This window comes from Streptomyces sp. R11, assembly GCF_041051905.1.
GTDB lineage: Bacteria > Actinomycetota > Actinomycetes > Streptomycetales > Streptomycetaceae > Streptomyces.
In genome coordinates this window covers 2,989,686-3,014,198 of sequence record NZ_CP163432.1, presented here as the reverse complement: position 1 = coordinate 3,014,198, position 24,513 = coordinate 2,989,686, and the positions used below count along the sequence as shown (strand labels likewise).

21 protein-coding genes and 1 pseudogene are annotated in these 24,513 nt (G+C 70.9%); 10 read left to right on the top strand and 12 right to left on the bottom strand.

Annotated features, from left to right (window positions below; all coding sequences use genetic code 11):
* Positions 1 to 133 precede the first annotated feature (133 nt).
* Both AB5J55_RS13710 and AB5J55_RS13705 read left to right on the top strand, forming a co-directional pair.
* A complete protein-coding gene (locus tag AB5J55_RS13710; RefSeq protein ID WP_369276176.1) occupies positions 134 to 1,465 on the top strand; it encodes an ammonium transporter in 1,332 nt (443 codons plus the stop codon).
* Positions 1,462 to 1,800: a P-II family nitrogen regulator gene (locus tag AB5J55_RS13705; RefSeq protein WP_369270951.1), complete on the top strand. Its 339-nt coding sequence runs from the start codon at positions 1,462 to 1,464 to the stop codon at positions 1,798 to 1,800. Before AB5J55_RS13710 ends, AB5J55_RS13705 begins: the two co-directional genes overlap by 4 nt.
* A 55-nt stretch (positions 1,801 to 1,855) precedes the next feature.
* Here AB5J55_RS13705 and AB5J55_RS13700 read toward each other — a convergent pair whose 3' ends face one another.
* A complete protein-coding gene (locus AB5J55_RS13700) occupies positions 1,856 to 2,332 on the bottom strand; it encodes a hypothetical protein (protein ID WP_369270950.1) in 477 nt (158 codons plus the stop codon).
* Positions 2,333 to 2,530: 198 nt separating this feature from the next.
* Positions 2,531 to 3,379: a helix-turn-helix transcriptional regulator gene (locus AB5J55_RS13695; protein WP_369270949.1), complete on the bottom strand. Its 849-nt coding sequence runs from the start codon at positions 3,377 to 3,379 to the stop codon at positions 2,531 to 2,533.
* A 119-nt stretch (positions 3,380 to 3,498) separates the two neighbouring features.
* Here AB5J55_RS13695 and AB5J55_RS13690 point away from each other — a divergent pair, with 119 nt between their 5' ends.
* Entirely contained in the window at positions 3,499 to 4,353 is an 855-nt protein-coding gene (locus AB5J55_RS13690; protein ID WP_369270948.1) for an NAD-dependent epimerase/dehydratase family protein, read from the top strand.
* 123 nt (positions 4,354 to 4,476) lie between these two features.
* Positions 4,477 to 4,872, top strand: coding sequence for a peptidase inhibitor family I36 protein (locus tag AB5J55_RS13685; RefSeq protein ID WP_369270947.1), 396 nt, complete (start codon positions 4,477 to 4,479; stop codon positions 4,870 to 4,872).
* 23 nt (positions 4,873 to 4,895) lie between these two features.
* On the opposite strand, the gene AB5J55_RS13680 is transcribed toward AB5J55_RS13685, so the two are convergent.
* The 4 genes from AB5J55_RS13680 to AB5J55_RS13665 form a co-directional block, all read right to left on the bottom strand.
* A complete protein-coding gene (locus AB5J55_RS13680; protein ID WP_369270946.1) occupies positions 4,896 to 6,149 on the bottom strand; it encodes an MFS transporter in 1,254 nt (417 codons plus the stop codon).
* Positions 6,146 to 7,480: a GH1 family beta-glucosidase gene (locus AB5J55_RS13675; RefSeq protein WP_369270945.1), complete on the bottom strand. Its 1,335-nt coding sequence runs from the start codon at positions 7,478 to 7,480 to the stop codon at positions 6,146 to 6,148. Before AB5J55_RS13675 ends, AB5J55_RS13680 begins: the two co-directional genes overlap by 4 nt.
* A 69-nt stretch (positions 7,481 to 7,549) precedes the next feature.
* Positions 7,550 to 7,816, bottom strand: coding sequence for a protealysin inhibitor emfourin (locus AB5J55_RS13670; RefSeq protein ID WP_328427737.1), 267 nt, complete (start codon positions 7,814 to 7,816; stop codon positions 7,550 to 7,552).
* A 21-nt stretch (positions 7,817 to 7,837) separates the two neighbouring features.
* A complete protein-coding gene (locus AB5J55_RS13665; RefSeq protein ID WP_369270944.1) occupies positions 7,838 to 8,908 on the bottom strand; it encodes a M4 family metallopeptidase in 1,071 nt (356 codons plus the stop codon).
* Positions 8,909 to 9,228: 320 nt separating this feature from the next.
* Between AB5J55_RS13665 and leuA the strand changes: the two genes are divergently transcribed.
* Positions 9,229 to 10,968 (top strand): 2-isopropylmalate synthase, encoded by a 1,740-nt coding sequence (gene leuA / locus AB5J55_RS13660; RefSeq protein ID WP_369270943.1) that lies wholly within the window; start codon positions 9,229 to 9,231, stop codon positions 10,966 to 10,968.
* Between the two features lie 261 nt (positions 10,969 to 11,229).
* Positions 11,230 to 11,928 carry a TerB family tellurite resistance protein gene (locus AB5J55_RS13655; protein WP_328881746.1) on the top strand — a complete coding sequence of 233 codons (699 nt, stop codon included), beginning with the start codon at positions 11,230 to 11,232 and terminating at the stop codon, positions 11,926 to 11,928.
* Between the two features lie 9 nt (positions 11,929 to 11,937).
* On the opposite strand, the gene AB5J55_RS13650 is transcribed toward AB5J55_RS13655, so the two are convergent.
* Entirely contained in the window at positions 11,938 to 12,360 is a 423-nt protein-coding gene (locus AB5J55_RS13650) for a DUF6234 family protein (RefSeq protein WP_369270942.1), read from the bottom strand.
* Positions 12,361 to 12,567: 207 nt separating this feature from the next.
* Between AB5J55_RS13650 and AB5J55_RS13645 the strand changes: the two genes are divergently transcribed.
* From AB5J55_RS13645 to AB5J55_RS13630, 4 genes are read left to right on the top strand one after another with little or no spacing between them, the layout of a single operon-like run.
* Positions 12,568 to 14,664, top strand: a complete 2,097-nt coding sequence (locus AB5J55_RS13645; RefSeq protein ID WP_369270941.1) for an MMPL family transporter — start codon at positions 12,568 to 12,570, stop codon at positions 14,662 to 14,664.
* A 46-nt stretch (positions 14,665 to 14,710) separates the two neighbouring features.
* Positions 14,711 to 15,952 carry a sensor histidine kinase gene (locus AB5J55_RS13640; RefSeq protein ID WP_369270940.1) on the top strand — a complete coding sequence of 414 codons (1,242 nt, stop codon included), beginning with the start codon at positions 14,711 to 14,713 and terminating at the stop codon, positions 15,950 to 15,952.
* On the top strand, positions 15,949 to 16,608 hold the full coding sequence (locus tag AB5J55_RS13635; protein WP_369270939.1) for a response regulator: 660 nt from the start codon (positions 15,949 to 15,951) through the stop codon (positions 16,606 to 16,608). The genes AB5J55_RS13640 and AB5J55_RS13635 overlap by 4 nt, the downstream gene beginning before the upstream one ends.
* Before the next feature lie 39 nt (positions 16,609 to 16,647).
* The gene (locus AB5J55_RS13630; RefSeq protein WP_369270938.1) at positions 16,648 to 17,853 is read left to right on the top strand and encodes an exo-alpha-sialidase; all 1,206 of its coding nucleotides are present in this window, start codon (positions 16,648 to 16,650) and stop codon (positions 17,851 to 17,853) included.
* Here AB5J55_RS13630 and AB5J55_RS13625 read toward each other — a convergent pair.
* From AB5J55_RS13625 to AB5J55_RS13605, 5 genes and pseudogenes are all read right to left on the bottom strand, one after another.
* Positions 17,851 to 18,783 (bottom strand): annotated as a pseudogene (locus tag AB5J55_RS13625) (dihydrodipicolinate synthase family protein); the annotation flags it as partial. The gene AB5J55_RS13630 and the pseudogene AB5J55_RS13625 overlap by 3 nt on opposite strands.
* A complete protein-coding gene (locus AB5J55_RS13620) occupies positions 18,783 to 19,802 on the bottom strand; it encodes an oligopeptide/dipeptide ABC transporter ATP-binding protein (RefSeq protein ID WP_369270937.1) in 1,020 nt (339 codons plus the stop codon). The gene AB5J55_RS13620 and the pseudogene AB5J55_RS13625, both read right to left, overlap by 1 nt.
* Positions 19,799 to 21,787, bottom strand: coding sequence for a dipeptide/oligopeptide/nickel ABC transporter permease/ATP-binding protein (locus AB5J55_RS13615; protein WP_369270936.1), 1,989 nt, complete (start codon positions 21,785 to 21,787; stop codon positions 19,799 to 19,801). The genes AB5J55_RS13620 and AB5J55_RS13615 overlap by 4 nt, the downstream gene beginning before the upstream one ends.
* Positions 21,784 to 22,743 (bottom strand): ABC transporter permease, encoded by a 960-nt coding sequence (locus AB5J55_RS13610; protein ID WP_369270935.1) that lies wholly within the window; start codon positions 22,741 to 22,743, stop codon positions 21,784 to 21,786. The genes AB5J55_RS13615 and AB5J55_RS13610 overlap by 4 nt, the downstream gene beginning before the upstream one ends.
* A 10-nt stretch (positions 22,744 to 22,753) precedes the next feature.
* On the bottom strand, positions 22,754 to 24,382 hold the full coding sequence (locus AB5J55_RS13605) for an ABC transporter substrate-binding protein (RefSeq protein ID WP_369270934.1): 1,629 nt from the start codon (positions 24,380 to 24,382) through the stop codon (positions 22,754 to 22,756).
* Positions 24,383 to 24,513 lie beyond the last annotated feature (131 nt).

Sequence of the window (24,513 nt, the reverse complement as noted above, 5' to 3'; positions counted from 1 at the left end):
AGACCGACCGCCAACCGTCCGGTGAGCTTCCGGAAACCCCCGCGCAACGAAACGTCGCGGAAGCACACCCGTGCACGACCGGAAACGCACAGCGGTGAATCTCTGACGAGCCCCCACACCGTTGGAGACGACCGTGACCCTCGCCGCCGCAAGCGTCGACACCGGCGACACCGCCTGGCTGCTCGCCGCCACCGCCCTCGTCCTGCTGATGACCCCGGGCCTGGCCCTCTTCTACGGCGGCATGGTCCGCACGAAGAGCGTCCTCAACATGCTGATGATGAGCTTCGTGTCCATCGCCCTGGTCACCGTCGTGTGGCTGGCCTGCGGATACTCGCTCGCCTTCGGGGAGGACGCCCTCGGCGGACTCATCGGCGGGCTCGACCACGCCGGTATGGCCGGGCTCGGACCGGACAGCGTCCAGGGGACCGTCCCCACCCTCCTCTTCGCCACCTTCCAGCTGACCTTCGCGATCATCACGGCCGCGCTGATCAGCGGTGCGATCGCGGACCGGGCGAAGTTCGGGGCCTGGGTCGTCTTCGTGCCGGTGTGGGCGCTGCTCGTATACGTTCCCGTCGCCCACTGGACCTGGGGCCCCGGCGGCTGGATCCTCGACCGGCTCGGCGCCCTCGACTTCGCCGGCGGCCTCCCCGTCGAGATCACCTCCGGCGCCTCCGGGCTGGCCCTGGCCCTGGTCCTCGGCCCGCGGCTCGGGTTCAAGAAGGACGCCATGCGGCCGCACAACCTGCCCATGGTCGTGATCGGCGCCGGTCTCCTCTGGTTCGGCTGGTTCGGGTTCAACGCCGGCTCCGCCCTCGGCGCCAACGGCCTCGCGGCCGCCGCCTTCCTGAACACCCTCGCCGCCGGCTGCACCGGCCTGCTCGGCTGGCTCTTCGTCGAGCAGAAGCGCGACGGTCACCCGACGACGCTGGGCGCGGCGTCCGGCGCGGTCGCCGGTCTGGTGGCCATCACGCCCTCCTGCGGCTCGGTCTCGCTGCTCGGCGCGCTCGTCATCGGCCTCGCCGCAGGCGTCGTCTGCTCGTACGCCGTCGGCTGGAAGTTCAAGTTCAACTACGACGACTCCCTGGACGTCGTCGGCGTCCACCTCGTCGGCGGTGTCATCGGCACCCTGCTGATCGGAGTCTTCGCGACGGCCACGATGACCGGCGGGGCCGAGGGTCTCCTCTACGGCGGCGGGCTCGCGCAGCTCGGCAAGCAGGCGGTGGCGATCGTGACCGTGGGCGCGTACGCCTTCGTCGTCACCTACGGCATCGCCAAGCTGATCGACACGGTGATGGGCTTCCGGGCGAGCGAGGAGCAGGAGCACACCGGTCTGGACCTTACGGTGCACGCCGAGACCGCCTACGATCACGGGGTCCTGGGGCACGGTGCCCCGGTCACGGCGTCCCTCGCCTCGTCCGTCTCCTCCTCCCTCCCCGCCGCGCAGAAGGTCAAGAAGCAGGCATGAAGCTGATCACCGCGATCGTCAAGCCGTACCGGCTCGACGAGGTCAAGACCGCCCTCCAGGAACTCGGCGTGCACGGTCTGACCGTGACCGAGGCGAGCGGGTACGGCCGGCAGCGCGGCCACACCGAGGTGTACCGGGGCGCGGAGTACCAGGTCGACCTGGTGCCCAAGGTCCGCATCGAGGTCGTCGTCGAGGACGCGCTGTCCGAGGACGTCATCGAAGCCATCGTGAAGGCCGCGCAGACCGGCAAGATCGGCGACGGCAAGGTCTGGGCGCTGCCGGTCGAGACGGTCGTACGGGTACGGACGGGCGAGCGCGGCCCCGACGCGCTGTGAAGCCGTAACAGCGCCGGGACCGCGCCCCCTTCGATGCGGCAGTGCCTCACGCGACTCAGTCGAAGACGAACGGGCCCGGGGACTGCGGCCCGGTCGCCGTGCAGGTGATGGTGATGCCGAAGACGGTCATGGTCAGCGAGCCGCCGAAGGCCTCCAGGCTGTCCCCGGAGGCGACGGTGCCGCTGAGCGGGCCGACCTGGACGGGGTCGCCGGCGGCCATCGCCGGGTTCTCCGTGCCGCTGAAGCTCGTGGTGCCGCCGCTCGCCTTCACCAGGGTGAGCGTCGAGGAGATGGAGTCCTCCCCGAGCGCGATCGGCGCGGTGATCGCGGAGGAGTTGACGGTGATGGTGGCGGCGGTGCCGTCCTGCGTCGCCGTGAGGGTGGCCTCGCCGCCGCCGAAGCTGCCGCAGTCGGCGGTGATCGTCGCCGAGCCGGGGGCGACCGCGAGGGCGGCGGGTGCGAAGGCCAGCCCGGTGACCGCGAGGGTCCCGGCCACCAGCGCGGCACCTGCTCCAATGCGCATGCGTCTCATGGGGATTCAGTCCCTTTCAAGGGTGGGGGAGTTCCTTGTGTGGGGGGTGGGGGAACTGTTCGGCAGGTGGATGCGGACACACTGCGCGGAGAGTTGAATCTGACGGTCCGTCGGAACCGCCGTTTCCATTGATGCGCGTGGGGCGAGGGTCGGCAAGGGTGATTTCCGGCCTCCATTACCGGAAGGTCAGCTACCGGATCAGGCCTTGCTGGGCGACATGTCCTGCAGGCCCACCACCCGCAGGAGTTGCAGGCGCTCGTAGGCATCGGTCCCGGGCCGGGCCGAGTGCACGACCAGCAGGTGGTGGTGTTCGTGGCTGACCATGACCTCGCAGTCCAGTTCCAGGAGGCCGACCTGGGGGTGCAGGAAACGCTTGGTCGCACGGTTGCGCTGCGACACCTCGTGTTCCTCCCACAGCCGGGCGAACTCCTCGCTGGACGCCCGGAGTTCGGCGACCAGCGCGGCCGGTTCCGGGTCGTCGGGGCGGGCCGCGGCCACCGCGCGCAGGGTGGCCACATGGGCGCGCGCGTGGCCCGCGTGGTCCTCCTCCGGGAAGAGCGAGCGCGCGGTCGGGTCCAGGAAAAAGCGGCGGGTGAGGTTGCGCTCGCGCCGCGGCCGGGACATCACGTCACCGACCAGCGCCCTGGCCATCGCGTTCTGCGCGAGCACCTCGCCGCAGTCGTTCACCACCTGGGCGGGGGTGTCGTGCAGCCGGTCCAGGATCAGCAGCAGCCCGGGCCGGACATGCGCCGACGCCGTCTCGCGGCGCGGGGGCTCCTCGCCGGCCAGGTGGAACAGGTGGTCGCTCTCGACGGCGGTCAGGCGCAGCGCGCGGGCCAGCGCCGTCAGCATCTGGCGGGACGGGCGCGGGCCACGGGACTGTTCCAGCCGGGTGTAGTAGTCCACCGACATCCCCGCCAGCTGCGCCACCTCCTCGCGGCGCAGGCCCGGTGTGCGGCGCCGGGTGCCCGGGGTCAGACCCACGTCCGGCGGGGTCAGCCGGGCGCGGCCACGGCGCAGGAAGTCGGCGAGTTCGGCTCGGTTCACCCCTCCAGCCTGCGGTAGTCCGGCCGGCTTATCCAGGGACTGCCGATCCCCTGATCAACGGGTCTCTCCCGCCCGCACCGGCCTCGTCCGAGGGTGGTCGGTGACGAGAGGAGCAGAACATGCTGACGTTGGTGACGGGTACGACGGGACAGGTCGGCCGGCGCTTCGTGCCGAGGCTGATCGCGCAGTCCCGGGCGGGGGAGCAGGTACGGGTGCTGGTGCGGGACGCGGCGCGCGGTGAACCGTTCGCGGAGCTGGGCGCCGAGGTCGTGGTCGGCGATCTGCGGGACACCGAGTCGCTCGGCAAGGCGGTCGCCGGGGTCGACGCGGTCGTGAACGTCGCGGCCTCCTTCCGCGGGGTCCCCGACGAGGAGGCGTGGGCGGTCAACCGGGACGCGGCCGTGGAGCTGGGGCGTGCCGCGCTGGCTGCCGGGGTGCGGCGCTTCGTGCAGGTCAGCACGGGGCTGGTGTACGGCACCGGACGCGGCCGCCCGCTCACCGAGGACGACGAGAGCCGGCCCGGCGGGGCGATGTGGGGTGCCTACCCGGAGTCCAAGGCGGCGGCCGAACGGGAGTTGCTCGCGCTGGAGGGCATGGACGTACGTGTCGGCCGGCTCCCCTTCGTCTACGGCGAGGGCGATCCGCATCTCGCGCAGTCCCTGATGTGGGCCGGGAACTGGGCGGCGACCCAGCGGCTGCACATGGGGCATCACGCGGACGTGGCCCAGGGGCTGCTGCGGATCCTGCACGCGCCGGGGATCGCGGGGCGGGTCTACAACATCGCCGACGACGTTCCCGTGACGGCGGTCGAGCTGCATCAGCTCAACGGGGTCGAGATCCCGGCGGAGTTGTACACCCGTGCCGATCCCGATCCGTGGGTCGCGATCACCTCGACGGAGCGGATTCGCAGGGAGCTGGGGTATCGGCCGCTGTTTCCGTCGGTTTATGCAGCGCGGGACGCCGGAGCGCTGTGACCGGCCTCCGGTTCCCTGACAGATGTCAGGGACCGGCGCCCTGAACCACGCGCGATGCTGGGTCACTCGGGGGCGGCCCAACTGACCACGGCTGCCCCGAGTGACCGCAAACGGAGGGGCGACATGGTGAAGACACGGTTGCGCGAGAAGGCCGGCATGGGTGTGGCGGCAGTGCTGATGACGGCCGCCATGGGTGTGGCTGCGGCGCCGCCGGCGGCGGCCGCCCCGGCGGACTGCCCCCGGGAGTACGTCTGCGTGTGGAACAACGACACGGCGTCGGGCAAGCCGACGTGGAAGTCGAAGGGGAATCTGTACGACCTGCACTCGGAAAAGGGGGTGACCATCGTCAACAACGGCGTGCGCCAGCCGGGTGCCGACCACATCTGGTACAACCTCACCGCCACGCCGGAGAACGGCGGCAACTTCAAGGGCTGCCTGCACTACCCGAACGACACCAACACGGTGACCTTCGAGGGCCCCGTCACCCTGCACAGCGCACGGTGGGGCCGCGAATGCTGAGCTGATCGCCTCCCGCCCCGCCCCTAGTCCACACCCCTGATCCGCCCCACCAGCACCGCCCCGGCCAGCCCCGCCGCGGCCGCCACCAGGTACAGCATCCGGTAGCCGCCCAGGTGGGTGACGATCGGCGCGGCCAGGACGGGCGCCGCGACCTGGGGCAGGGCGTTGGCCACGTTGATGACGCCCAGGTCCTTGCCCCGGTCCCGCGCCGTGGGCAGGACGTCCGTCATCAGCGCGAAGTCGACCGACATGAACACCCCGAGGCCCAGGCCCAGCAGCGCCGCCACGACGATCGCGCTCGGCCAGGTCTGCCAAGCGGCGAGCAGGCCCGTGGCCGCCGCCATCAGTACCCCGGACCACATCACGAACGGCTTGCGGCGGCCCACCCGGTCCGACCAGGCGCCGCCCACCACGACCGTGGCCACCAGGGTCACGCTGTTCACCGCGGTGAGGATCAGGACGCCCTGCTCGGGGTCGTCGTGGTGCAGGCGGTCCCGCAGGTAGTAGAGGAGGTAGAGGATCACCAGCGCGTTGCTGAGGTTGATCAGGAAGCGGGTCAGCCAGGCCCAGCCGAAGTCGGGATGGCGGCGCGGGCTCAGCCAGAAGCCGCGCGCGAACGAACTCCAGGACCACGCCGGTCGGTCCGCGGCCGCCAGTTTCAGATCCCGGTACCGCAGGACGTACGGCAGCACACCCGCGACCGCGAACACCGCGCACGCCGCATACCCCGCCGCGATCCCGCCCGCCGCCGTCGCAAGCCCCGTGCCGACGACCGCGCCGAGGATCTGCGCGGCCCCCAGCCAGCCGCCCACCACCCCCCGTTGCAGCCGGGGCACGCGGTCCGGCACCGCCGCCGTCACCGCGGCGAAGGACGCGTTCAGCGTCAGCTGGACCAGACACCAGCCGACCGCCATCGCCCACAGCCCGCCCGCCCCGGCGAGCAGCAGCAGCGACAGCGCACCGCCCGCCGCGCCGGCCACGACCCAGGGCGTACGGCGGCCCCAGCGTGCCGTGGTGCGGTCCGACAGCGCGCCGAAGAACGGGTTCGCCACCAGCGACACGACCGCTCCCACGCCGGTCACCCACGCCAGCAGCGTCTCCTTCGACATCCCCGTGCCGGGCGCGAAGTCCTCCGCCTGCTGGGCCAGCAGGATCTGCAACGGCCCGTACCAGCCCACCCAGATCGCCACGTTGGCCAGCGACAGCGCCGCCGTCCAGCCCCGGCCGACCCGGTCGACGGGCTCGGCCAGGGCACCCGACGGCCGGGTGGACGTCACCTCTGGGCCCGGAGCACGTCCCGCAGCCAGCCGTAGGACGCCTTGGGGGTCCTGGTGAGCGTCTCGTAGTCCGTGTGCACCAGCCCGAAGCGCCGCGCGTACCCCTCGGCCCACTCGAAGTTGTCGAGCAGCGACCAGACGAAGTACCCGCGTACGTCCACGCCCGCCTCCACCGCCCGGTGCAGCGCGCGGATGTGGCCGTCCAGGTAGGCGATCCGCTCCTGGTCGTCGATGCCCTCGTAACTGCAGCCGTTCTCGGTGATGACGACGGGCGGCAGCCGGTCGCCGTACCGCTCCCGGAAGCCGGTGAGCAGCTCGGTGAGGCCCTCGGGCACCACCGGCCAGCCGAAGTCCGTCGTCGGCACCCCCTCGATCTCGCGTACGGAGAAGGGCAGTTCCGCGGGCATGCTGATCCCGCCGAACTCGATCTCGGTGCCCTGCGGGGCACCCACGCGGGTCGGCGCGTAGTAGTTGATGCCGTAGAAGTCGAGCGGCTCGGCGATGACCTTCAGGTCCCCTTCGACGTCCCCGGGCATCAACTCGCCGATACCCTCCGGGTATTCGCCCAGCAGCAGCGGGTCGGCGAACAGCCGGTTGAGCAGTACGTCGTAGAAGCCCGCCGCCTCCAGGTCCGCCTGCTCGTGCGACGCCGGCCAGGTCGGGCCGTGCGAGTTGGCGACGCCGATGTCGCTCGCGCCGGCCGCGCGAAGCGCCCGTACGGCGAGACCGTGGGCCAGCAGTTGGTGGTGGGCGACGGGCAGCGCGTCGAAGAGGAGCTGCCTGCCGGGAGCGTGGGTGCCGAGGGCGTGGCCCAGCAGGGTGTGCTCGGCGGGCTCGTTGAGGGTGATCCACTTCTGCACGCGGTCACCGAGGCGCTCGGCGACCACGGACACGTACTCGGCGAAACGGGCCGCCGTGTCCCGCTCCAGCCAGTCCAGCGCGACCGGCAGATCCCAGTGGAAGAGCGTCGGCACCGGCCTTACGCCCGCCGCGCACAGCTCGTCCACCAGACGGTCGTAGAAGTCGAGGCCCTTCGGCGCGTTCACCCGCGGCCACGAGATCGAGAAGCGGTACGCGTCGACGCCGAGGTCGGCCAGCAGAGCGACGTCCTCGGGGTAGCGGTGGTAGTGGTCGCAGGCCACCGCGGCCGTGGAACCGTCCTTCACCCGGCCCGGCTCGGCCGTGAAGGTGTCCCACACGGAGGGCTCGCGCTCGTCCGCCGCGCCCTCGATCTGATGGGCCGAGGTGGACACGCCCCACAGGAATCCGGCCGGGAACTGAGGTATCGGGTTCGTCGCGCCGCGCGCATCAGTCGCCATGCGCCGGATCATCCGTACCAGCGGTAACTGAAGTCAACGGGCGGGCGTGAACAAGCGGTTACGGCCCGCCGCGAGCGCCGGTCACGCCCCCTCCTTCAGTACCCGTGAGATCAGCTTGCGCTGTTCGTCCGTGAGCCGGGGATCCGAGCAGTACACCGTCTTGCCGTCCACGGTGATCTGGTAGCTGAAGCCGTCCGGAACCCCGACGGGGGGCGTGCCCCGGCCGGACGCGACCGCGCGCTCGGCCAGGGCGTGCCACTCCTGGGCGTCGGGCCGCCCCGAGGTGTCCACCTCGGCGTGCCGCTCGATGCCCGCGAAACCACCCGTGCGCCGTACCAAAATCCGCATGGGTCCCTGTCTAGTACGGACTTACTGGATCCGCACCCCGACCTGCTCCCACGCCTTCGACACGGCCTGGAGCTCCTCGCCGCCGTCGCCGAAACGCTCGCGGGCGGCCTTGACGGTCAGCTTGGCGAAGTCGGTGAACATCGCCCGCTCCGACAGCTCGCCGCCGGTCAGGACGTCGTACCAGACCTGTCCCGCCTTCTCCCAGGCGTTGCCGCCGAGCGCGGTGGCGGCCAGGTAGAAGGCGTGGTTGGGGATGCCGGAGTTGATGTGGACGCCGCCGTTGTCGCGGCCGGTGCGGACGTAGTCGTCCATTGTCGCGGGCTGCGGGTCCTTGCCGAGCACGTCGTCGTCGTAAGCGCTGCCCGGCTCCTTCATGGAGCGCAGGGCCTTGCCCGAGACGCTGGGCGCCAGCAGACCCGCGCCGATCAGCCAGTCGGCCTCGGTGGCGGTCTGGCCGAGCGTGTACTGCTTGATCAGCGCGCCGAAGACGTCCGACATGGACTCGTTCAGGGCGCCCGGCTGGCCGTAGTACGTGAGGTTGGCCGTGTACTGGGTGACCCCGTGGCTGAGCTCGTGGCCGATGACGTCGATCGGGATGGTGAAGTCGAGGAAGATCTCCCCGTCCCCGTCGCCGAACACCATCTGCTCGCCGTTCCAGAAGGCGTTGTTGTAGTTCTCGTCGTAGTGGACGGTGGCGTCCAGGGGCAGACCGTCGCCGTCGATGGAGTGGCGGGCGTAGGCCTTGAGGAAGAGCTCGAAGGTGGCGCCGAGTCCGGAGTAGGCGCGGTTGACCGTGGCGTCCTGGCCGGGGTCCGCGCCCTCACCGCGGACCTTGGTGCCAGGCAGAGAGGTCCGGTGCCGGGCGTCGTAGATGGTGCGCAGCGGCTGGTCCGACGGTGCCTTCTCCGCCGGGGCGGCCGCGAGGGCGAACTCGGTCGTGACACGGCGCCTGCCGCGCAGCTCGCTGTCGCGCATCAGGGTCCGGCGAGCCGGGCCGGAGAGTGCGGGGTCGTCGTTCCGGGCCAGTTTGTCCAGGACGTGTGGTGGTACGACGGTGCAGAAGACGGGCTCGAAGCCCCCGTTGGTCGTCATGACCGGCACCATTGCACTGCGTTAGCGGGCTGTCACTAGTCGCAACCATGATTGGTGAAATATGCGGATAGGGAGCGGCACGCTCTGTGACGAAGTGGTATGGCGCACGTTTTGTCCTGTTCGTCCCTCGGGTCCCGCATACTGATACGACGCCCCGCACGGGGAGCGGCTCGGCTAGCATGCTTCGCATCATGCGTTTCGGGCTGCTTCTTCTTAGCTGCCGCGGCGAGGGCCTGTAGTCCAGGTCGACTCCCTCCCCGCGGAGCTTGGCGTTGCGTCGTCGGCCGTCCTTCCGGACATCCTGAGGAGCCCGAAGCATCATGGCGAACCGCCAGCAGCCCAGTTCCATGCCGATCCACAAGTACGGCCGCTACGAGCAGGTCGACATCCCGGACCGCACCTGGCCCCAGAAGCGTGTCACCACCGCCCCCCGCTGGCTCTCCACCGACCTGCGTGACGGCAACCAGGCCCTGATCGACCCGATGTCGCCCGAGCGCAAGCGCCGGATGTTCGACCAGCTGGTCAAGATGGGCTACAAGGAGATCGAGGTCGGCTTCCCGGCATCGGGCCAGACGGACTTCGACTTCGTGCGGTCGATCATCGAGGACCCCGGGGCCATCCCCGACGACGTCACCATCTCCGTACTGACCCAGGCCCGCGAGGACCTGATCGAGCGGACCGTGGAGTCGCTGAAGGGCGCCAAGCGGGCCACCGTCCACCTGTACAACGCCACCGCCCCCGTCTTCCGCCGGGTGGTGTTCCGCGGTTCCAGGGACGACATCAAGCAGATCGCCGTCGACGGCACGCGGCTGGTCGTCGAATACGCGGAGAAGCTGCTGGGTCCGGAGACGGAGTTCGGCTACCAGTACAGCCCCGAGATCTTCACCGACACCGAGCTGGACTTCGCGCTGGAGGTCTGCGAGGCGGTGATGGACGTCTACCAGCCCGGTCCGGGCCGCGAGATCATCCTCAACCTGCCCGCCACGGTGGAGCGTTCGACGCCGTCCACGCACGCGGACCGCTTCGAGTGGATGGGCCGCAACCTGTCCCGCCGCGAGTACGTCTGCCTGTCGGTCCACCCGCACAACGACCGCGGTACGGCCGTCGCCGCCGCCGAGCTGGCGCTGATGGCCGGCGCCGACCGCATCGAGGGCTGCCTGTTCGGGCAGGGCGAGCGCACCGGCAACGTCGACCTGGTCACCCTGGGCATGAACCTGTTCTCGCAGGGCGTCGACCCGCAGATCGACTTCTCCGACATCGACGAGATCCGTCGTACGTGGGAGTACTGCAACCAGATGGAGGTCCACCCGCGCCACCCGTACGTGGGCGACCTGGTCTACACGTCCTTCTCCGGCTCCCACCAGGACGCCATCAAGAAGGGCTTCGACGCCATGGAGGCCGACGCGGCCGCGAAGGGCGTCACCGTCGACGACATCGAGTGGGCCGTGCCCTACCTGCCGATCGACCCGAAGGACGTCGGCCGCTCCTACGAGGCCGTCATCCGCGTCAACTCGCAGTCCGGCAAGGGCGGTATCGCGTACGTCCTGAAGAACGACCACAAGCTGGACCTGCCGCGCCGGATGCAGATCGAGTTCTCCAAGCTCATCCAGGCGAAGACGGACGCCGAGGGCGGCGAGGTCACCGGCGGTGACATCTGGGCGGTCTTCCAGGACGAGTACCTGCCGAACCCGCAGAACCCGTGGGGTCGGATCCAGGTCAAGAACGGTCAGTCGACGACGGACACGGACGGCGTGGACACGCTGAAGGTGGAGGCGACGGTCGACGGCGTCGACACCGTGCTGTCCGGTACCGGCAACGGTCCGATCTCGGCCTTCTTCGACGCCCTGCAGTCCATCGGCATCGACGTACGGCTGCTGGACTACCAGGAGCACACGATGAGCGAGGGTGCCTCCGCGCAGGCCGCCTCGTACATCGAGTGCGCGATCGACGGCAAGGTCCTGTGGGGGATCGGGATCGACGCGAACACCACGCGTGCGTCGCTGAAGGCGGTCGTCTCGGCCGTCAACCGGGCGGGGCGCTCCGCGGGGGAGCCGCAGTAGGAAGTGCCGCGAGGGGTTGTTGATCGACTGCCGCGCCGCCGTGGCTCGTCGCGCAGTTCCCCGCGCCCCTTGAGGGCGTTGTCGCGCCCGGCTTTTGAAGGCCCCGTCCGCCGTTTCTCGGTGGGCGGGGCCCGTCCGTTTTCGGCCATTGACCTGTGCAGGTCACGGAAAGGTCTCGTCCGGGGTGCTGACTCCGCCTCCATGATGTGGCTAACATCACGCAAGCGCGGCGATGTTGCCGCGGGGTTACGGAGGTGCGACGTGCTGCCAGGACGGGGACAAGACGGCCGTGCCGCCAGGCTTGCGCGCATCCTGGGGACCCGCACCGCATGGTCGGCCGTCGGTGACGGCGAGTTCTTCTGCCCGGGCTGCGGGGGTGACCGCAACTACCAGCGGCTGACCGGGCACCGCCGCTTCACCCTGCTCGGCGTGCCGGTCCTGCCGCGCGGCGAGACCGCTCCGGTCGTGGAGTGCGCGGCCTGCCAACGCCACTTCGGCACCGACGTCCTCGATCACCCCACCACCACCCGCTTCTCCGCGATGCTCCGCGACGCCGTCCACACCGTCGCCCTCGCGGTGCTGGCCGCTGGCGGCACCTGCGCCCGTCCGTCCCTGGAGGCCGCCGCGGCCACCGTGCGGGCGGCCGGCTTCGACGACTGCACGGAGGAGCAGCTCAACGCCCTGGTCGAGGCCCTGGCCGCGGACACCGGGCGGGTCTTCTCCGAGCCCTGCGGTGCCGGCCTGGCCATAGAGCTCCACGAGGCCCTGGACCCGCTGGCCCCCCACCTCGCGCCGCCCGGCCGCGAGTCGATCCTGCTCCAGGGGGCACGCATCGCCCTGGCCGACGGCCCGTACACACCCGCCGAACGAGACGTCCTCGCGACGGTCGGCTCCGCGCTCACCATCTGCGCCGAGGACGTGACGAGGCTGCTGGCCGCGGCGGCACGGACGCCGTCGTAGACCTGGCCATCAGCGGTACGCCACGGATACGGCCGCGTCGGCCCGGGTGCCGCGCTCCTCGTCGTACTGCGCGCCGCTCATCGCGACGACCAGGACGACCATGCCGACGAGCACCTGCAACGCCACGCTGACGTAGGCCCGCAACAGGTACGGCAGAGCAGCGGTCAGCAGCACGACGCCGCCGGCGATGCCCACGTAGAGCCAGTTGAACCCGAACGTGACGTCGGAATTGTCCGCGCCCGGGTCGAACGGCCTCCAGTCGCCGCTGACGTCGATGCCCAGCAGAAAGGCCGCGACTGCCCCGATGACGTCGAGGACGAGCAGCCCGACCGCCAGGGCGATGTCCGCCGCGACGGGCAGCTGTCGGCGTCCGGTGGGCGGCGGCGGCACATTGGCACCGCGGAAGTGCGGGAGGCCGACGGGGGCGGTCATGAGGGCCAGCATTGCTCGAGAGCCGCGCCGGTACCTGAGTACGGATACTCAGGCATGGCGTCCCGCCGTACTCCCCCGGGAGTAATCGCGCCGTGGTGCCCACCCCGGCAGTAGGCCCCAACTCGCCCTCCCGCCCGACGAATCGGCCCTCCCGCGCCTGGAGTCTGGAAGCGACTCAGACACCCGACCCGGAGGGGGGCCCGTCTCATGGGGGCCGCAAGGACTAGTACGCGACGGCGGCGGGCCGTTCCCTGGCTCGTGCTGGGGCTGTGGATCGCCGTGCTGGCACTCGCCTCGCCGTTCGCGTCGAAGCTGGCGGATGTGCAGCGGGACCGTGCCGTCGACTACCTGCCCGCGAGCGCCGACTCCACGCAGGTGGCGAAGATCGAGGACCGGCTGCCGGGTGGTGAGGCCACCGAGATGGTGGTCGTCTATCACCGGGACAAGGGACTCACCGCCGAGGACAGGGCGACCGCCGCCGACCAGATAGAGCGGATCGCGGGGGCCCACCGGCTCACCGGGAAACCCGAAGGCATTCCGTCCCAGGACGGCACCACCCTGATGTACCCGGTCGCCAGCACCGAGCCGGGGCAGGACGAGAAGGCCCGTGACGAGCTCGTCAACGACGTACGGGACATCGCGCGGGGCGGTGACGGCCTGAGCGTCGACGTGGGCGGGGCCGGCGCGCTCGCGACCGACGCGAGCGAGGTCTACAACTCGCTCGACGGACCGCTGCTCTACACCACGGCCGCCGTTGTCGCGTTGCTGCTGATCCTCATCTACCGCAGCCCGTTCCTGTGGCTCGTCCCGCTCGCCGTCGCGGGCATGGCCGACTATCTGTCGATGGGCGTCGCCTACGGCCTCAACCAGGGGTTCGGAACGTCCGTTTCCGGCCAGAGCTCCGGGATCATGACGATCCTCGTGTTCGGGGCGGGGACCGACTACGCGCTACTGCTCGTCTCCCGGTACCGGGAAGAACTACGGCGGATCGAGCGGCCGTACGACGCCATGGCCGCCGCCCTCAAGGGCTGCGGGCCCGCCGTGCTCGCCTCCTCCGGCACTGTCGCCGCCGGACTGCTGTGCCTGCTCGCCGCCGACCTCAACTCCAGCCGCGGCATGGGCCCGCTCGGCACCGTCGGCGTGCTGTGCGCGCTGGCCGCCATGCTGACCCTGCTGCCCGCGATCCTCGTGCTGCTCGGCCGGCGCGTGTTCTGGCCGCTCGTGCCCCGCTACGGCAGCACGCCCAAGGCCCGCCGGTCCCTGTTCACGGCGATGGGCAGCTCCGCCGGACGCCGGCCCCTGACCGTCCTCGCGGGCGGCGCGGTCCTGCTCGGCGCGCTCGCGCTCGGCGCGCTGAACCTGCCCGGCAACCTCAAACAGGAGGACTCCTTCACCAGCAAGCCCGACGCGGTCGCCGCCATGGAGACGCTCGGCAAGGCCTACCCCGAGCGCGGCACCCAGCCCATCACCGTCATCACACCCCAGGGCCGCGCCGCCGAGACGCTCGCGTCGGTCCGCGGCACCGACGGCGTCGACAGCGCGCGGGAAGGCCGTACCGGAAACGGCTGGACGGAGATCTCCGTCCTCGCCACCGCGGCACCCCAGTCCGCCGGGGAGACCGCCACCATCGAGGCCCTGCGCGACAAGCTCGACGGTTCCTACGTCGGCGGGCCGAGCGCCGAGCAGATCGACCTGAAGGACACCAACGCCCGCGACCGCCTGGTCGTCGTACCGATCGTGCTGCTGTCCGTGCTGCTGATCCTCATCGCCCTGCTGCGCTCACTCGTCGCGCCGCTGATCCTGGTGGCGGCCGTGGTCGCCGTGTGGGGCGCGGCGCTCGGCATCGGCGGGCTCGTCTTCGGGCCGCTCTTCGGATTCGAGGGCACGGATCCGGGGCTGGGACTGCTCTCCTTCGTGTTCCTGGTGGCCCTCGGCGTCGACTACGGCATCTTCCTGATGCACCGGATGCGTGAGGAGTGCCTGAACGGCGCCGAACCGGCGTCGGCCGCGCTCACCGCGCTGCGCACCACCGGCGGCGTCATCGCCTCCGCCGGGCTCGTCCTCGCCGCCACCTTCGCGGTGCTCACCAGCATGCCGCTCGTCCCACTCGTCGAGCTGGGCTTCGTCATCGCCGTCGGCGTGCTGCTGGACACCTTCCTGGTCCGCACCTACCTGGTCACCAGCGCGAGCGTGGCACTGAGGCGCAGGATGTGGTGGCCGGGCCGGCTCTCCCGCGCACCCGAGGGACCCCGACCGCCGGTCCCGCCGAAGGAACCGGAGCCCGTGGCCGTCTCCGTGTCCTGACCGACCGGCGCCCCTCCCTCCCGGAGGGGCGCCCCCGTCCCGGAAGATGAACTCCGTGCAGGCAACCACGAAGGCGGCGCGGCCCCGCCCCGGCGAGCGGATCATGGTGGCGATCAACCGCGATCCCCTCACCGCCCCGCACCGCACACGCAACGACGCGCTGCTGGCCGTGGCCTGGGCCGTTCTCGCCACGGCCATGGCCCTGCTCGGCGACAAGGAGGCGCGCCCCGACGCGCTCGGCTGGACGCTGCTGCTCGCCGCCCATGTGCCCCTGGTGTGGCGGCGCCACCGGCCACTGCTGGTCCTGCTGGCGGTGATGGTCTGCATCGCCCCGTACCACGCCCTCGAGAACAACCACGCCGCGCCCATCTTCGCGACCATGGTGGTGCTGTACACGATCGCGGCGACCGGCACGGTGCGCCGCACGCTGCTCACCGGCGCCGCCGTCCTCGGCGTGACACTGATCCTCAACGCCCTGACCAACCCCGACGGGACGGTGGAGATCCTGCGGATCTCCGGCTGGGTCTTCACGTTCCTCTTCTGCGGCATCGACGTGCGCTACTACCGCCAGTACGTCGCCGCCATCGTCGAGCGCGCCGAACGCGCCGAACGCACCCGCGAGGAGGAGGCCCGCCGCCGGGTGGCCGAGGAGCGCCTGCGCATCGCCCGCGACCTGCACGACCTGCTCGCCCACAGCATCACGCTCATCGGCGTGCAGACATCGGTGGCCGCGCACGTCCTGGCCGCCGACCCCGAGCGGCTGAACCGCGAGGCGATCGCCAAGTCGCTCGACGACATCGCCGGGACCTGCCGCACGGCGCGCGGCGAGCTGCGTACGACGCTGGAACTCCTGCGCGAGCAGGGCGCGGTGGGCGAGGCACGCGGACCGCTGCCCGGGCTGGACGGGGTGCCGGACCTGGTGGCGGCGGCCCGGCTGGCCGGCGCGCGGGTGGCGTCCGAGGTGCGGGTGCGGGAGGCGCCGCCCGCTGTCGGGGCGGCCGCGTACCGGATCGTGCAGGAGGCGCTGACGAACGTCGTCCGGCACGCGGGGCCCGAACCCGCCGTACGGGTCGAGCTGTACGAGGAGCAGGGCGCCCTGCGCGTGTCGGTCACCGACGACGGCAGCAGCCCCGCCCCCAGGGCTCCCGTCCCCGGCTACGGCCTCGTCGGCATGCGGGAGCGGGCCCGCAGCGTGGGTGGCACACTCGACGCCGGACCGGGCGACGAGGGGGGATTCCGGGTGAGCGCCGTACTGCCTGTCGGAAGCGACGGGGGAGGACAGAGATGATCCGTGTCCTGCTCGCGGACGACCAGACGCTCGTGCGGGAGGCGTTCGCCATGCTGGTCGAGTCGGCCCCCGACATGGAGGTCGTCGGCCAGGCGGCCACCGGCCGGGAGGCCGCGGAACTGGCCCGTGGCACCCGCGCCGACCTCGTCGTGATGGACATCCGCATGCCCGACCTCGACGGCATCGAGGCGACCCGCCTGATCGCGGCCGACGAGGACCTGGCCGGGGTGCGGGTGCTGGTCCTCACCACCTACGACACCGACGAGAACATCGTGGACGCGCTGCGCGCCGGCGCCTCCGGATTCCTCGTCAAGGACACCCGCCCGGCCGAACTCCTCGACGCCATCCGCACGGTGGCCGCGGGGGAGGCGCTCCTGTCGCCGGGGCCGACCGCACGGCTGATCGAGCGGTTCCTGCGCAGCCCCTCCGCACCCACGGCCGGCGGGCCCGAATGCCTGTCCGAACGTGAACGCGAAGTGCTGACGCTGGTCGCCCGCGGGCTCAACAACACGGAAATCGCGGAAGCATTGGGGCTCAGCCCGCTGACGGCGAAGACACACGTCAGCCGCATCATGGGGAAGCTGGGAGCCCGCGACCGGGCGCAGTTGGTCATCGTGGCCTATGAGTCAGGGATGGTGACACCGGGGATCCTGTGACGGACAGGGCAATGTCTGACCCTCCGTCAAAGGAGCTCGATGACCATCCTGAGGCGCTCACTCAGCCGTACGTACCTAGTCACCGCAGTACTCCTGACCACCCCGCTGGTCGCGACCGGCAACGCCTCGGCGGGGGAAGCCGGCTGCACGTCCTCCGTGCCGTACGTCTCGGGCGAGGGCGGCTACGACACCTACCGCATCCCGGCGGCGATCACGACCCCGCGCGGCACGGTCCTGGCCTTCGCCGAGGGCCGGCACGACGGGGCGGGCGACACCGGCGACATCGATGTCGTCCTCAGACGCTCCCGCGACGGCGGCTGCACCTGGGGTCCGCAGACCGTGGTCGCCTCGGGGGACGGGGACACGCGGGGCAACCCGGCTCCCGTGGTGGACCCGCGCACCGGCGCGGTCGTGCTGGTCACCTCCTACAACAGCGGGGACGTGACGGAGGCGCAGATCATGCGGGGCGAGGCGACGCCGGAGCAGAGCCGGCGGGTGTTCGTCCAGCGGAGCGCGGACGACGGCCGCCACTTCTCGTCCCCGCGGGACATCACGGGCCAGGTGAAGCCGTCGAACTGGCGCTGGTACGCCACCGGCCCCGGTCACGCGATCGCGCTGCGGCGGGGGCCGCATGCGGGGCGGCTGGTCGTCCCGTCGAACCACTCGGCCGCGCCGGCGCCGGGGTCCGGGGACACCGGGCAGGAGCCCAAGTACTACGGCGCCCATGCCATCTACAGCGACGACGGCGGGCGTTCCTGGCGGACGGGTTTCGTCGACGACTCGTACGACGGTTTCAGCAACGCGAACGAGTCCACCGCGGCCGAACTTCCCGACGGCAGGCTGTACTTCAACGCCCGGGACCAACACGGCACGAGTGCGGGGAACCGGCTCGACAGTCACTCCAGCGACGGCGGTGAGACGCTGGACCGGCCGTACACGGTGCAGCCGGCGTTGAACGAGGTGCCGGTGGTGGAGGGGAGTGTCCTCCAACTCGCGGGTTCTCGGGGTGCGTTGCTGTTCTCCGGTCCCTCCGTGCCTACTGTGCGTCAGTCGATGGCGGTGTGGCGGAGTACGGATGGTGGGGCGACCTTCACGAAGGCGCTGACGCTGTCTCAGCAGCGGGCGGCGTACTCGGATCTGGTGCCGTTGGGGCGGCGTGCGGTGGGGATTCTGTACGAGACGGGGGTGCAGGGGACGTACGAGACGATCGAGTTCCGCAGGTTGCCGACGGCGGAGCTGGAGTAGGTTTTTCGCCCCCGCCAAGAACTTCCCCACCCGCTCAACCTCCTCCGTCGACAACGCCACCTGCGGCTCCGCCGTGGCCGCGCAGTCGATCACCCCCCGCAGATGCAGCGCCGCCTTGAACGCCCCCAACGCCGACGACGAACCCCCCATCCGCCCGGGATCCCCGACGGTCACCATCCCGAACAGCCCGCACAACCGCTCCTGCTCGGCCCGGGCCAACTCCCAGTCCCCGGCCCGGCACAGCTCGAAGAGCCGCACATACCCCCGCGGGTCGACGTTCGCGAGCCCCGGCACCGCCCCGTCCGCCCCCACCGCAAGCGCGGTGTCGGCGATGAGTTCGGAGCCCGTCAGGACGCTGAAGCCGGTGATGTCGGACCGGGTGCGGGCGCCGATGACCACCTCGCGGAAGGCGGCGAGGTCGCCGCTGGAGTCCTTCAGGCCGGACAGGGCGCCCTCGGCGGCCAGGTCGAGGACCACCTCGGCGGGGAGTTTGACGTGGACGGCGGCCGGGAGGTCGTACGCCACCACCGGCACGGGGCACGCGGCCGCGATCAGGCGGTAGTGGCGGGCGATCTCGGCGGGGTGGGTCCGGGCGTAGAAGGGCGCGGTGGCGACCACCGCGTCGGCACCCGCCCGTGTCACCTCGCGTACGTGGTCCAGAACCCGAGGCGTGGTCATGTCGATCACTCCGGCCAGCACCGGGAGCCGGCCCCCGACGTGCCCGGCCACCGCCTCCACCACCACCCGCCGCTGCGCGTCCGTCAGATACGCCACCTCCGACGTCGAGCCGAGCACGAACAGGCCGTGCACCCCGGCCTCCATCAGGTGGTCGACCAGCCTGAGCAGGGACGGGACGTCCACCTCGCGGTCCGGTGTCAGGGGCGTGCAGACGGGCGGGATGACTCCGGTGAGCGGGGTGGGGATCATGATCAAGGCTCCCTGGAACTGTGGCTCTGTCGTACGAGGTCGCGCGTGGCCTCGCCCTCCTCCACCGGATGGTGGCACCTGTAACGGTGCTCGGGCGTTGACGCGGCCGAGAAGTCCGGCATCGCCTCGGCGCACACCTCGTCCGCCTTCCAGCATCGCGTCCGGAACGGGCACCCGCTCGGCGGCCGTGTCGCGGAGGGGACCGGGCCGACCAGCGGGATCGGGTCGATGGGGTCGAGCAGGCCGGGGGTCGCGGAGAAGAGGGCGCGGGTGTACGGGTGACGGGAGCCGTCGGTGACTCCGGTCGCCGGGGCCTCCTCGACGATCCGGCCCAGGTACATCGTGATCACGCGGTCGCTCATCCGGCGCACCGTCTGGATGTCGTGAGAGACGAAGACGAGGGCGAGGCCCAGCCGCTCCTTCAGGTCGAGGAGGAGGTTCAGGATCTGCGCCCGCACCGACACGTCCAGCGCGCTCGTCGGCTCGTCCGCCACCACGAGGTCGGGGTCCAGGGCCAGGGCGCGGGCGATGGCCACGCGTTGGCGCTGGCCGCCGGAGAGCTGGCCGGGAAGGGCGTCCGTCAGGGCGCGCGGGAGGCCGACCAACGACATCAGCTCCCGTACCCGATCCTCGCGTTCGCTCCTTGAGCCCCGGTCGTGCACATCCAGTGGGTCCCGCAGTATCTGCCGGACCGTCAGGCGCCTGTTCAGTGCCGTCGACGGGTCCTGGAAGATCATCCCGATGCCGGCGCCCACCGCGGTCCTGCGTTCGGCCGGTGCCATCGTCCACAGGTCGCGTCCCCGCAGGGCCACCGTGCCCGACGTCGGGCGCTGCACTCCCACCAGCACCTTCGCCAGCGTCGACTTGCCGCACCCCGACTCGCCGACCACGCCCACCGTCTCGCCGGGCGCGATGACGAGATCGGCGCCGGTCAGGGCGTACACCTTGTCCCGGGTGAACAGTCCGCCGCTGCGCGCCTTGTGCACGACGTGCGCGTCCGAGAGCTCCACCAGCGCGCTCACTGGACGACCCCGCTTTCCGAGCGATCCGTCGGCGCCAGCACGATCGCCGGGTGATGGCAGGCCGCCGTATGAGTCGGTGTTCCCACCAGGTCGGGCGGTGTCGTCCGGCACACCTCGCTCGCCAGCGGACAGCGGTCCGCGAACCGGCAGCCCGCCGGGAAGTCGGCGGGGGAGGGGACCACGCCCTTGATCTGCGTCATCCGCTCCTGTGCCGACTCCAGCGACAGCACGCTGCCGAGGAGGCCCCGCGTGTAGTGGTGCGCCGGCGCCTCCACCAGGTCGGCGGTCACGCCGGTCTCCACGATCTGGCCGCCGTACATCACGACCACCCGGTCGGTGACGTCCGCGATCAGCGCGAGGTCGTGCGAGACGAGGATCAGGGCGAAGCCCAGTTCCTGCCGCAGCCTCAGCAGCAGCTCTATGATCTGCGCCTGCACGGTGACGTCCAGGGCGGTCGTCGGCTCGTCGGCGACGATCAGCTTGGGGTCACGGGACAGGGCCATGGCGATCAGGACGCGCTGGCGCTGCCCGCCGGAGAGTTCGTGGGGGTAGCTGCGCAGGGTGCGGTCGGGGTCGAGGCCGACCAGCCCCAGGAGTTCGTGGGGGCTGCGGTGGCCTCCGCGGCGTACGACCTGCTTGAGCTGGGAGCGGATCGTCATCGCCGGGTTCAGGGACGACAGGGCGTCCTGGTAGATCATCGCCATCTCGTGGCCCAGCAGCTTGCGGCGCACCCGCATCGGCTCGCCCACCAACTGCCGCTGGTTGAACCGGACATGGCCGCGCACCCGGGCGCCCTTCGGCTCCAGGCCCATCACCGCGAGGGCGGTGAGCGACTTGCCGCAGCCCGACTCGCCGACCAGCCCCAGCACCTCACCCGGCTGCACCTCGAAGCTGATGCCGTCGACGATGTCCACGCCGCCGTGCCGGCCCTCGAACCCGATCGCCAGGTGCTCCACCGCGAGCACCGGCAGCTGCCCCTGGGGCAACGGCCGCGCCCGTGCCCGCAGCCGCGCCGCCGCCTCCGTCAGCCCCGGCAGCTGCAGCACCTCACCGCTGCCCGGTTCCGGCGCCTCCAGGCGGTCGTCGTGTTTGCGTACATCGACCTCACGGGCCGAGGGCGCCGCCCACGCGTCCGACACGCCCTCGGAGAGGATGTTCAGCGAGAGCACCGTCACCAGCATCAGCAGGCCGGGGAAGACGGTCGCCCACCAGCCGCCGGTGAGCACCATGTTCTTGCCGTCCGCGATGACACTGCCCCAGGAGGGGTCGGGGGGACGGACGCCGGCGCCGATGAAGGACAGCGACGCCTCGAAGACGATCGCCTCCGCCACCTGCACCGTGCAGAACACCAGCACCGGGGCGGCGCAGTTGATCGCCACGTGCTTGATGACGATGTGCGCGGTGCGGGCGCCGATGACCCGTTCCGCCGTCACATAGTCCTCGCCGTACTGGTCGAGGACGTTCGCCCGCACGACTCGGGCCACCGGCGGCGTGAACAGGAACGCGATCGCGCAGATCAGGACCGTGATCCCGCCGCCGAAGACCGCGACGAGCACGGCGGCCAGCGCGATGCCGGGGAACGCCATCACCACGTCCAGGCAGCGCATCAGCGTCTCGTCGACCGCCTTGCGGGAGGTCGCCGCGATCGCGCCGATCAGGGCACCCACGACGAGCGCGAGCCCGGTCGCGCCGAGCCCGATCGCGAGCGACCAGCGGGCGCCGTACATCAGCCGGCTGAGGATGTCCCGGCCGAGGCTGTCCTGGCCCATCCAGTGCTCGGCGGACGGATGCCCGGTGCCGTCGATCGGCGGCTGCTGGTCGAGCGGGTCGTGCGGGGCGAGGACCGGGGCGAGCAGGGCCGTCAGGACCACGACCGCCAGAAAGCAGACGGCGACCTTCGACAGCAGCGGCAACCGGCGCCAGCCGCGCAGCCGGATGCCGGGCCGGGACAGCACCTCGGCGAGACGCTTGCGGTTGAACGTCATGTCGCCTCCCGCAGGCGCGGGTTGACCAGCAGGTACAGGATGTCGATGACGAGGTTGACGACCACGAAGCCGGTCGCCGTCGTCAGGACGACCCCTTGGACGACGGCCGGGTCACCGTTCTTCACCGCGTCGATCATCAGCTTCCCCATGCCGGGAAGGGAGAAGATCGTCTCGATCACGACCGCGCCGCCCAGCAGGTAGCCGACGCGCAGACCGAGCACCGTCAGGGGGTTGATGAGCGCGTTGCGCAGGACGTTGCGCCCGACGACCACCCGCGGCGGCAGCCCGCTGCCGATCGCCGTGCGGACGTAGTCCTTGTCCAGCTCCTCCACCACCGACGTCCGCACGATCCGCGTCAGCTGCGCCGCCACCGGCAGCGAGAGGGCGAGCGCCGGGAGGGTCATGGTCTTGAGCCAGCCCGTGAAGGAGTCCGCCGGGTTGATGTAGCCGCCGGTCGGGAACCAGCCGAGGTCGACGGCAAGGTACTGGATCATCAGCAGCGCCAGCCAGAAGCCGGGGGCGGCGACACCGGTGAGGGAGACGACCCGGATGATCTGGTCGGGGAGGCGGTCGCGGTAGATGGCGGCCGTCACGCCGCCGGCCAGGGACAGGACGACCGCGACGCCGAGGCCCAGGAAGGTCAGCTGGAGGGTCAGCGGCAGCGCGGTCATGACCTGGTCGACGACCGGCGCCCGGGTCAGGGCGCTGATGCCCATGTCGCCGTGGAGCAGGTCGCCGATGAAGGCGACGTAGCGGACGGGGAGGGGGTCCAGCAGGCCGTTCTCCTCGCGGAAGTCGTGCAGTTGCCGGGCGGTGGGGTTCGCGCCCTGGAAGAACGCGGACGCCGGGTCGACGTCCGAGAACCGCATGACCAGGAACACGAACAGCACGATGCCCAGCATCAGCGGCACGAGCAGCGCGACGCGACGGGCCAGGATCCTTACGACGGTGATCACAGAAGGGCTCCTAGGCCCACTTGGCCTGGAGGAGGTTGATGCCGGGGTACGGCTGTGCCCTTATCCCGGTGAGCTGCTTGGGGTTCCAGGCCGTCATCAGCTCGTTGTGGACGACCGGGTAGAGCACGGCCTGCTCGGCGACGACGTCGATGTAGTCCTGCACGATCGTCTTCTTCTTCTCGGCGTCCGGCTCCCGGGTCGCCCGGTCCATGTCCTTGAAGAGCGCCTTGGCGATCGAGTTGTCCGCCCACCGCGTGTACTGCATCCACAGGTTCTCGGGGCCGTAGTTGTAGTGCATGATCAGGTCGGCGTCGAGGCCGAACTGGTTGGGGTTCGAGGCCGCGGCGACCACCTGGTAGTCCTGCTTCTGGTCCATCTTGGTGAAGACGGCCGTCGTCTCCTGTGGGGAGAGGGTGGTCTTGACGCCGATCGCGTCCCAGGACGCCTTGATGGTCGGCAGGCAGTCGACGATCCAGCTCACGTTGACGGCCAGGATCTCGATCTTCAGCCCGCTGACCCCGGCCTCCTTCAGCAGCGCCTTCGCCTTGTCGGGGTCGTAGTCGTAGACGGTCTTCGCGCGGCGGTAGCTGGGGTTGGCCTCGTTGAGGAAGGACGACGCAGGCTTCCCGTGCCCCTTGAGGGCGACCTCGATCATCTTCCCGGTGTCGATGGCGTAGTGCAGCGCCTGGCGGACGCGTACGTCGTCGAAGGGCTTGTGCTTGGTGTTGAACATCAGGAAGAGGTTGTTCATCCCGGCGCCGCCCGCCACCGTCAGCCCGCCGCCCTCCAACTGCCCGATGTTGGCGTACGGGATGTTGTCGGCGATCTGCGCACCGGCACTGGCGCCCGAGATCCTGGCCACGCGCGGCGCCGCGTCCACGATCGTCAGCCAGTTCATCTTCTTGAAGGCCGCCTTGCGCGGGCCGTTGTAGTCGGCGAACGCCTCGAAGGTGGTGTTGGACTTCGGGTGGTGCGCGGTCTGCCGGTACGGTCCCGAGCCGATCGCCTTGCCCGCGATGGCGTCCTCCCAGCCGCCCGGCTGGGAGAAGACGTGCTTGGGCATGATCTTGGCCAGGGTCAGCCGCGAAATCCCGTCCGGGAAGGGGAACTTGAGGACCAGCTCGACGTTCTGCGCGTCGATCTTGCGGACTTCCTTCAGCCAGCTCGCGAAGAAACCCTTGGCGAGGGTCTGGGTCTTCGGGTCGAGGATCCGGTCGAAGACGAAGACGACGTCGTCGGCCGTGACCGGCTTGCCGTCGTGGAACTTCGCGCCCGCGCGCAGGGTGAACTTCCAGGTCGTGGCGTTCGGGTCGGCCGGCACCTGGGTCGCGAGCGCGGCGTACGGCTCCCGCGAGATCGGGTCGGTGTCCAGCAGCCCCTCGTAGATGTGGTTGTTGGCGGCCATGCAGAAGGCGGACGCGGTCTGGGTGGGGTCCCAGCTGCCGTCGTTGCCGTAGCCGATGACAGCCGTCAGCGTCCGGTTCTGGCCACCGCCCCCGCCGGTCTCGTTCGTGGACTGGGGCCCCGAGGAACAGGCCGACAGCGACGCGGAGACGGCGGCGGCCGCGCTCAGCGCGCCGGTGTACTTCAGGAACGACCGGCGGTGCAGCGCCGGCACGTCGTGGGTCACGTCGCGCACGGGTCCTCCAGCGGTGGGGTGGTGTGCTCCGGCGATGGATGGTGTGAGGAGATACGACGTCCTACGTCCTGACGGTCAGCGCGACCATAGGTGGGGTGGTGGGGGCGGTCAAGGGATCTCACACGAATGGC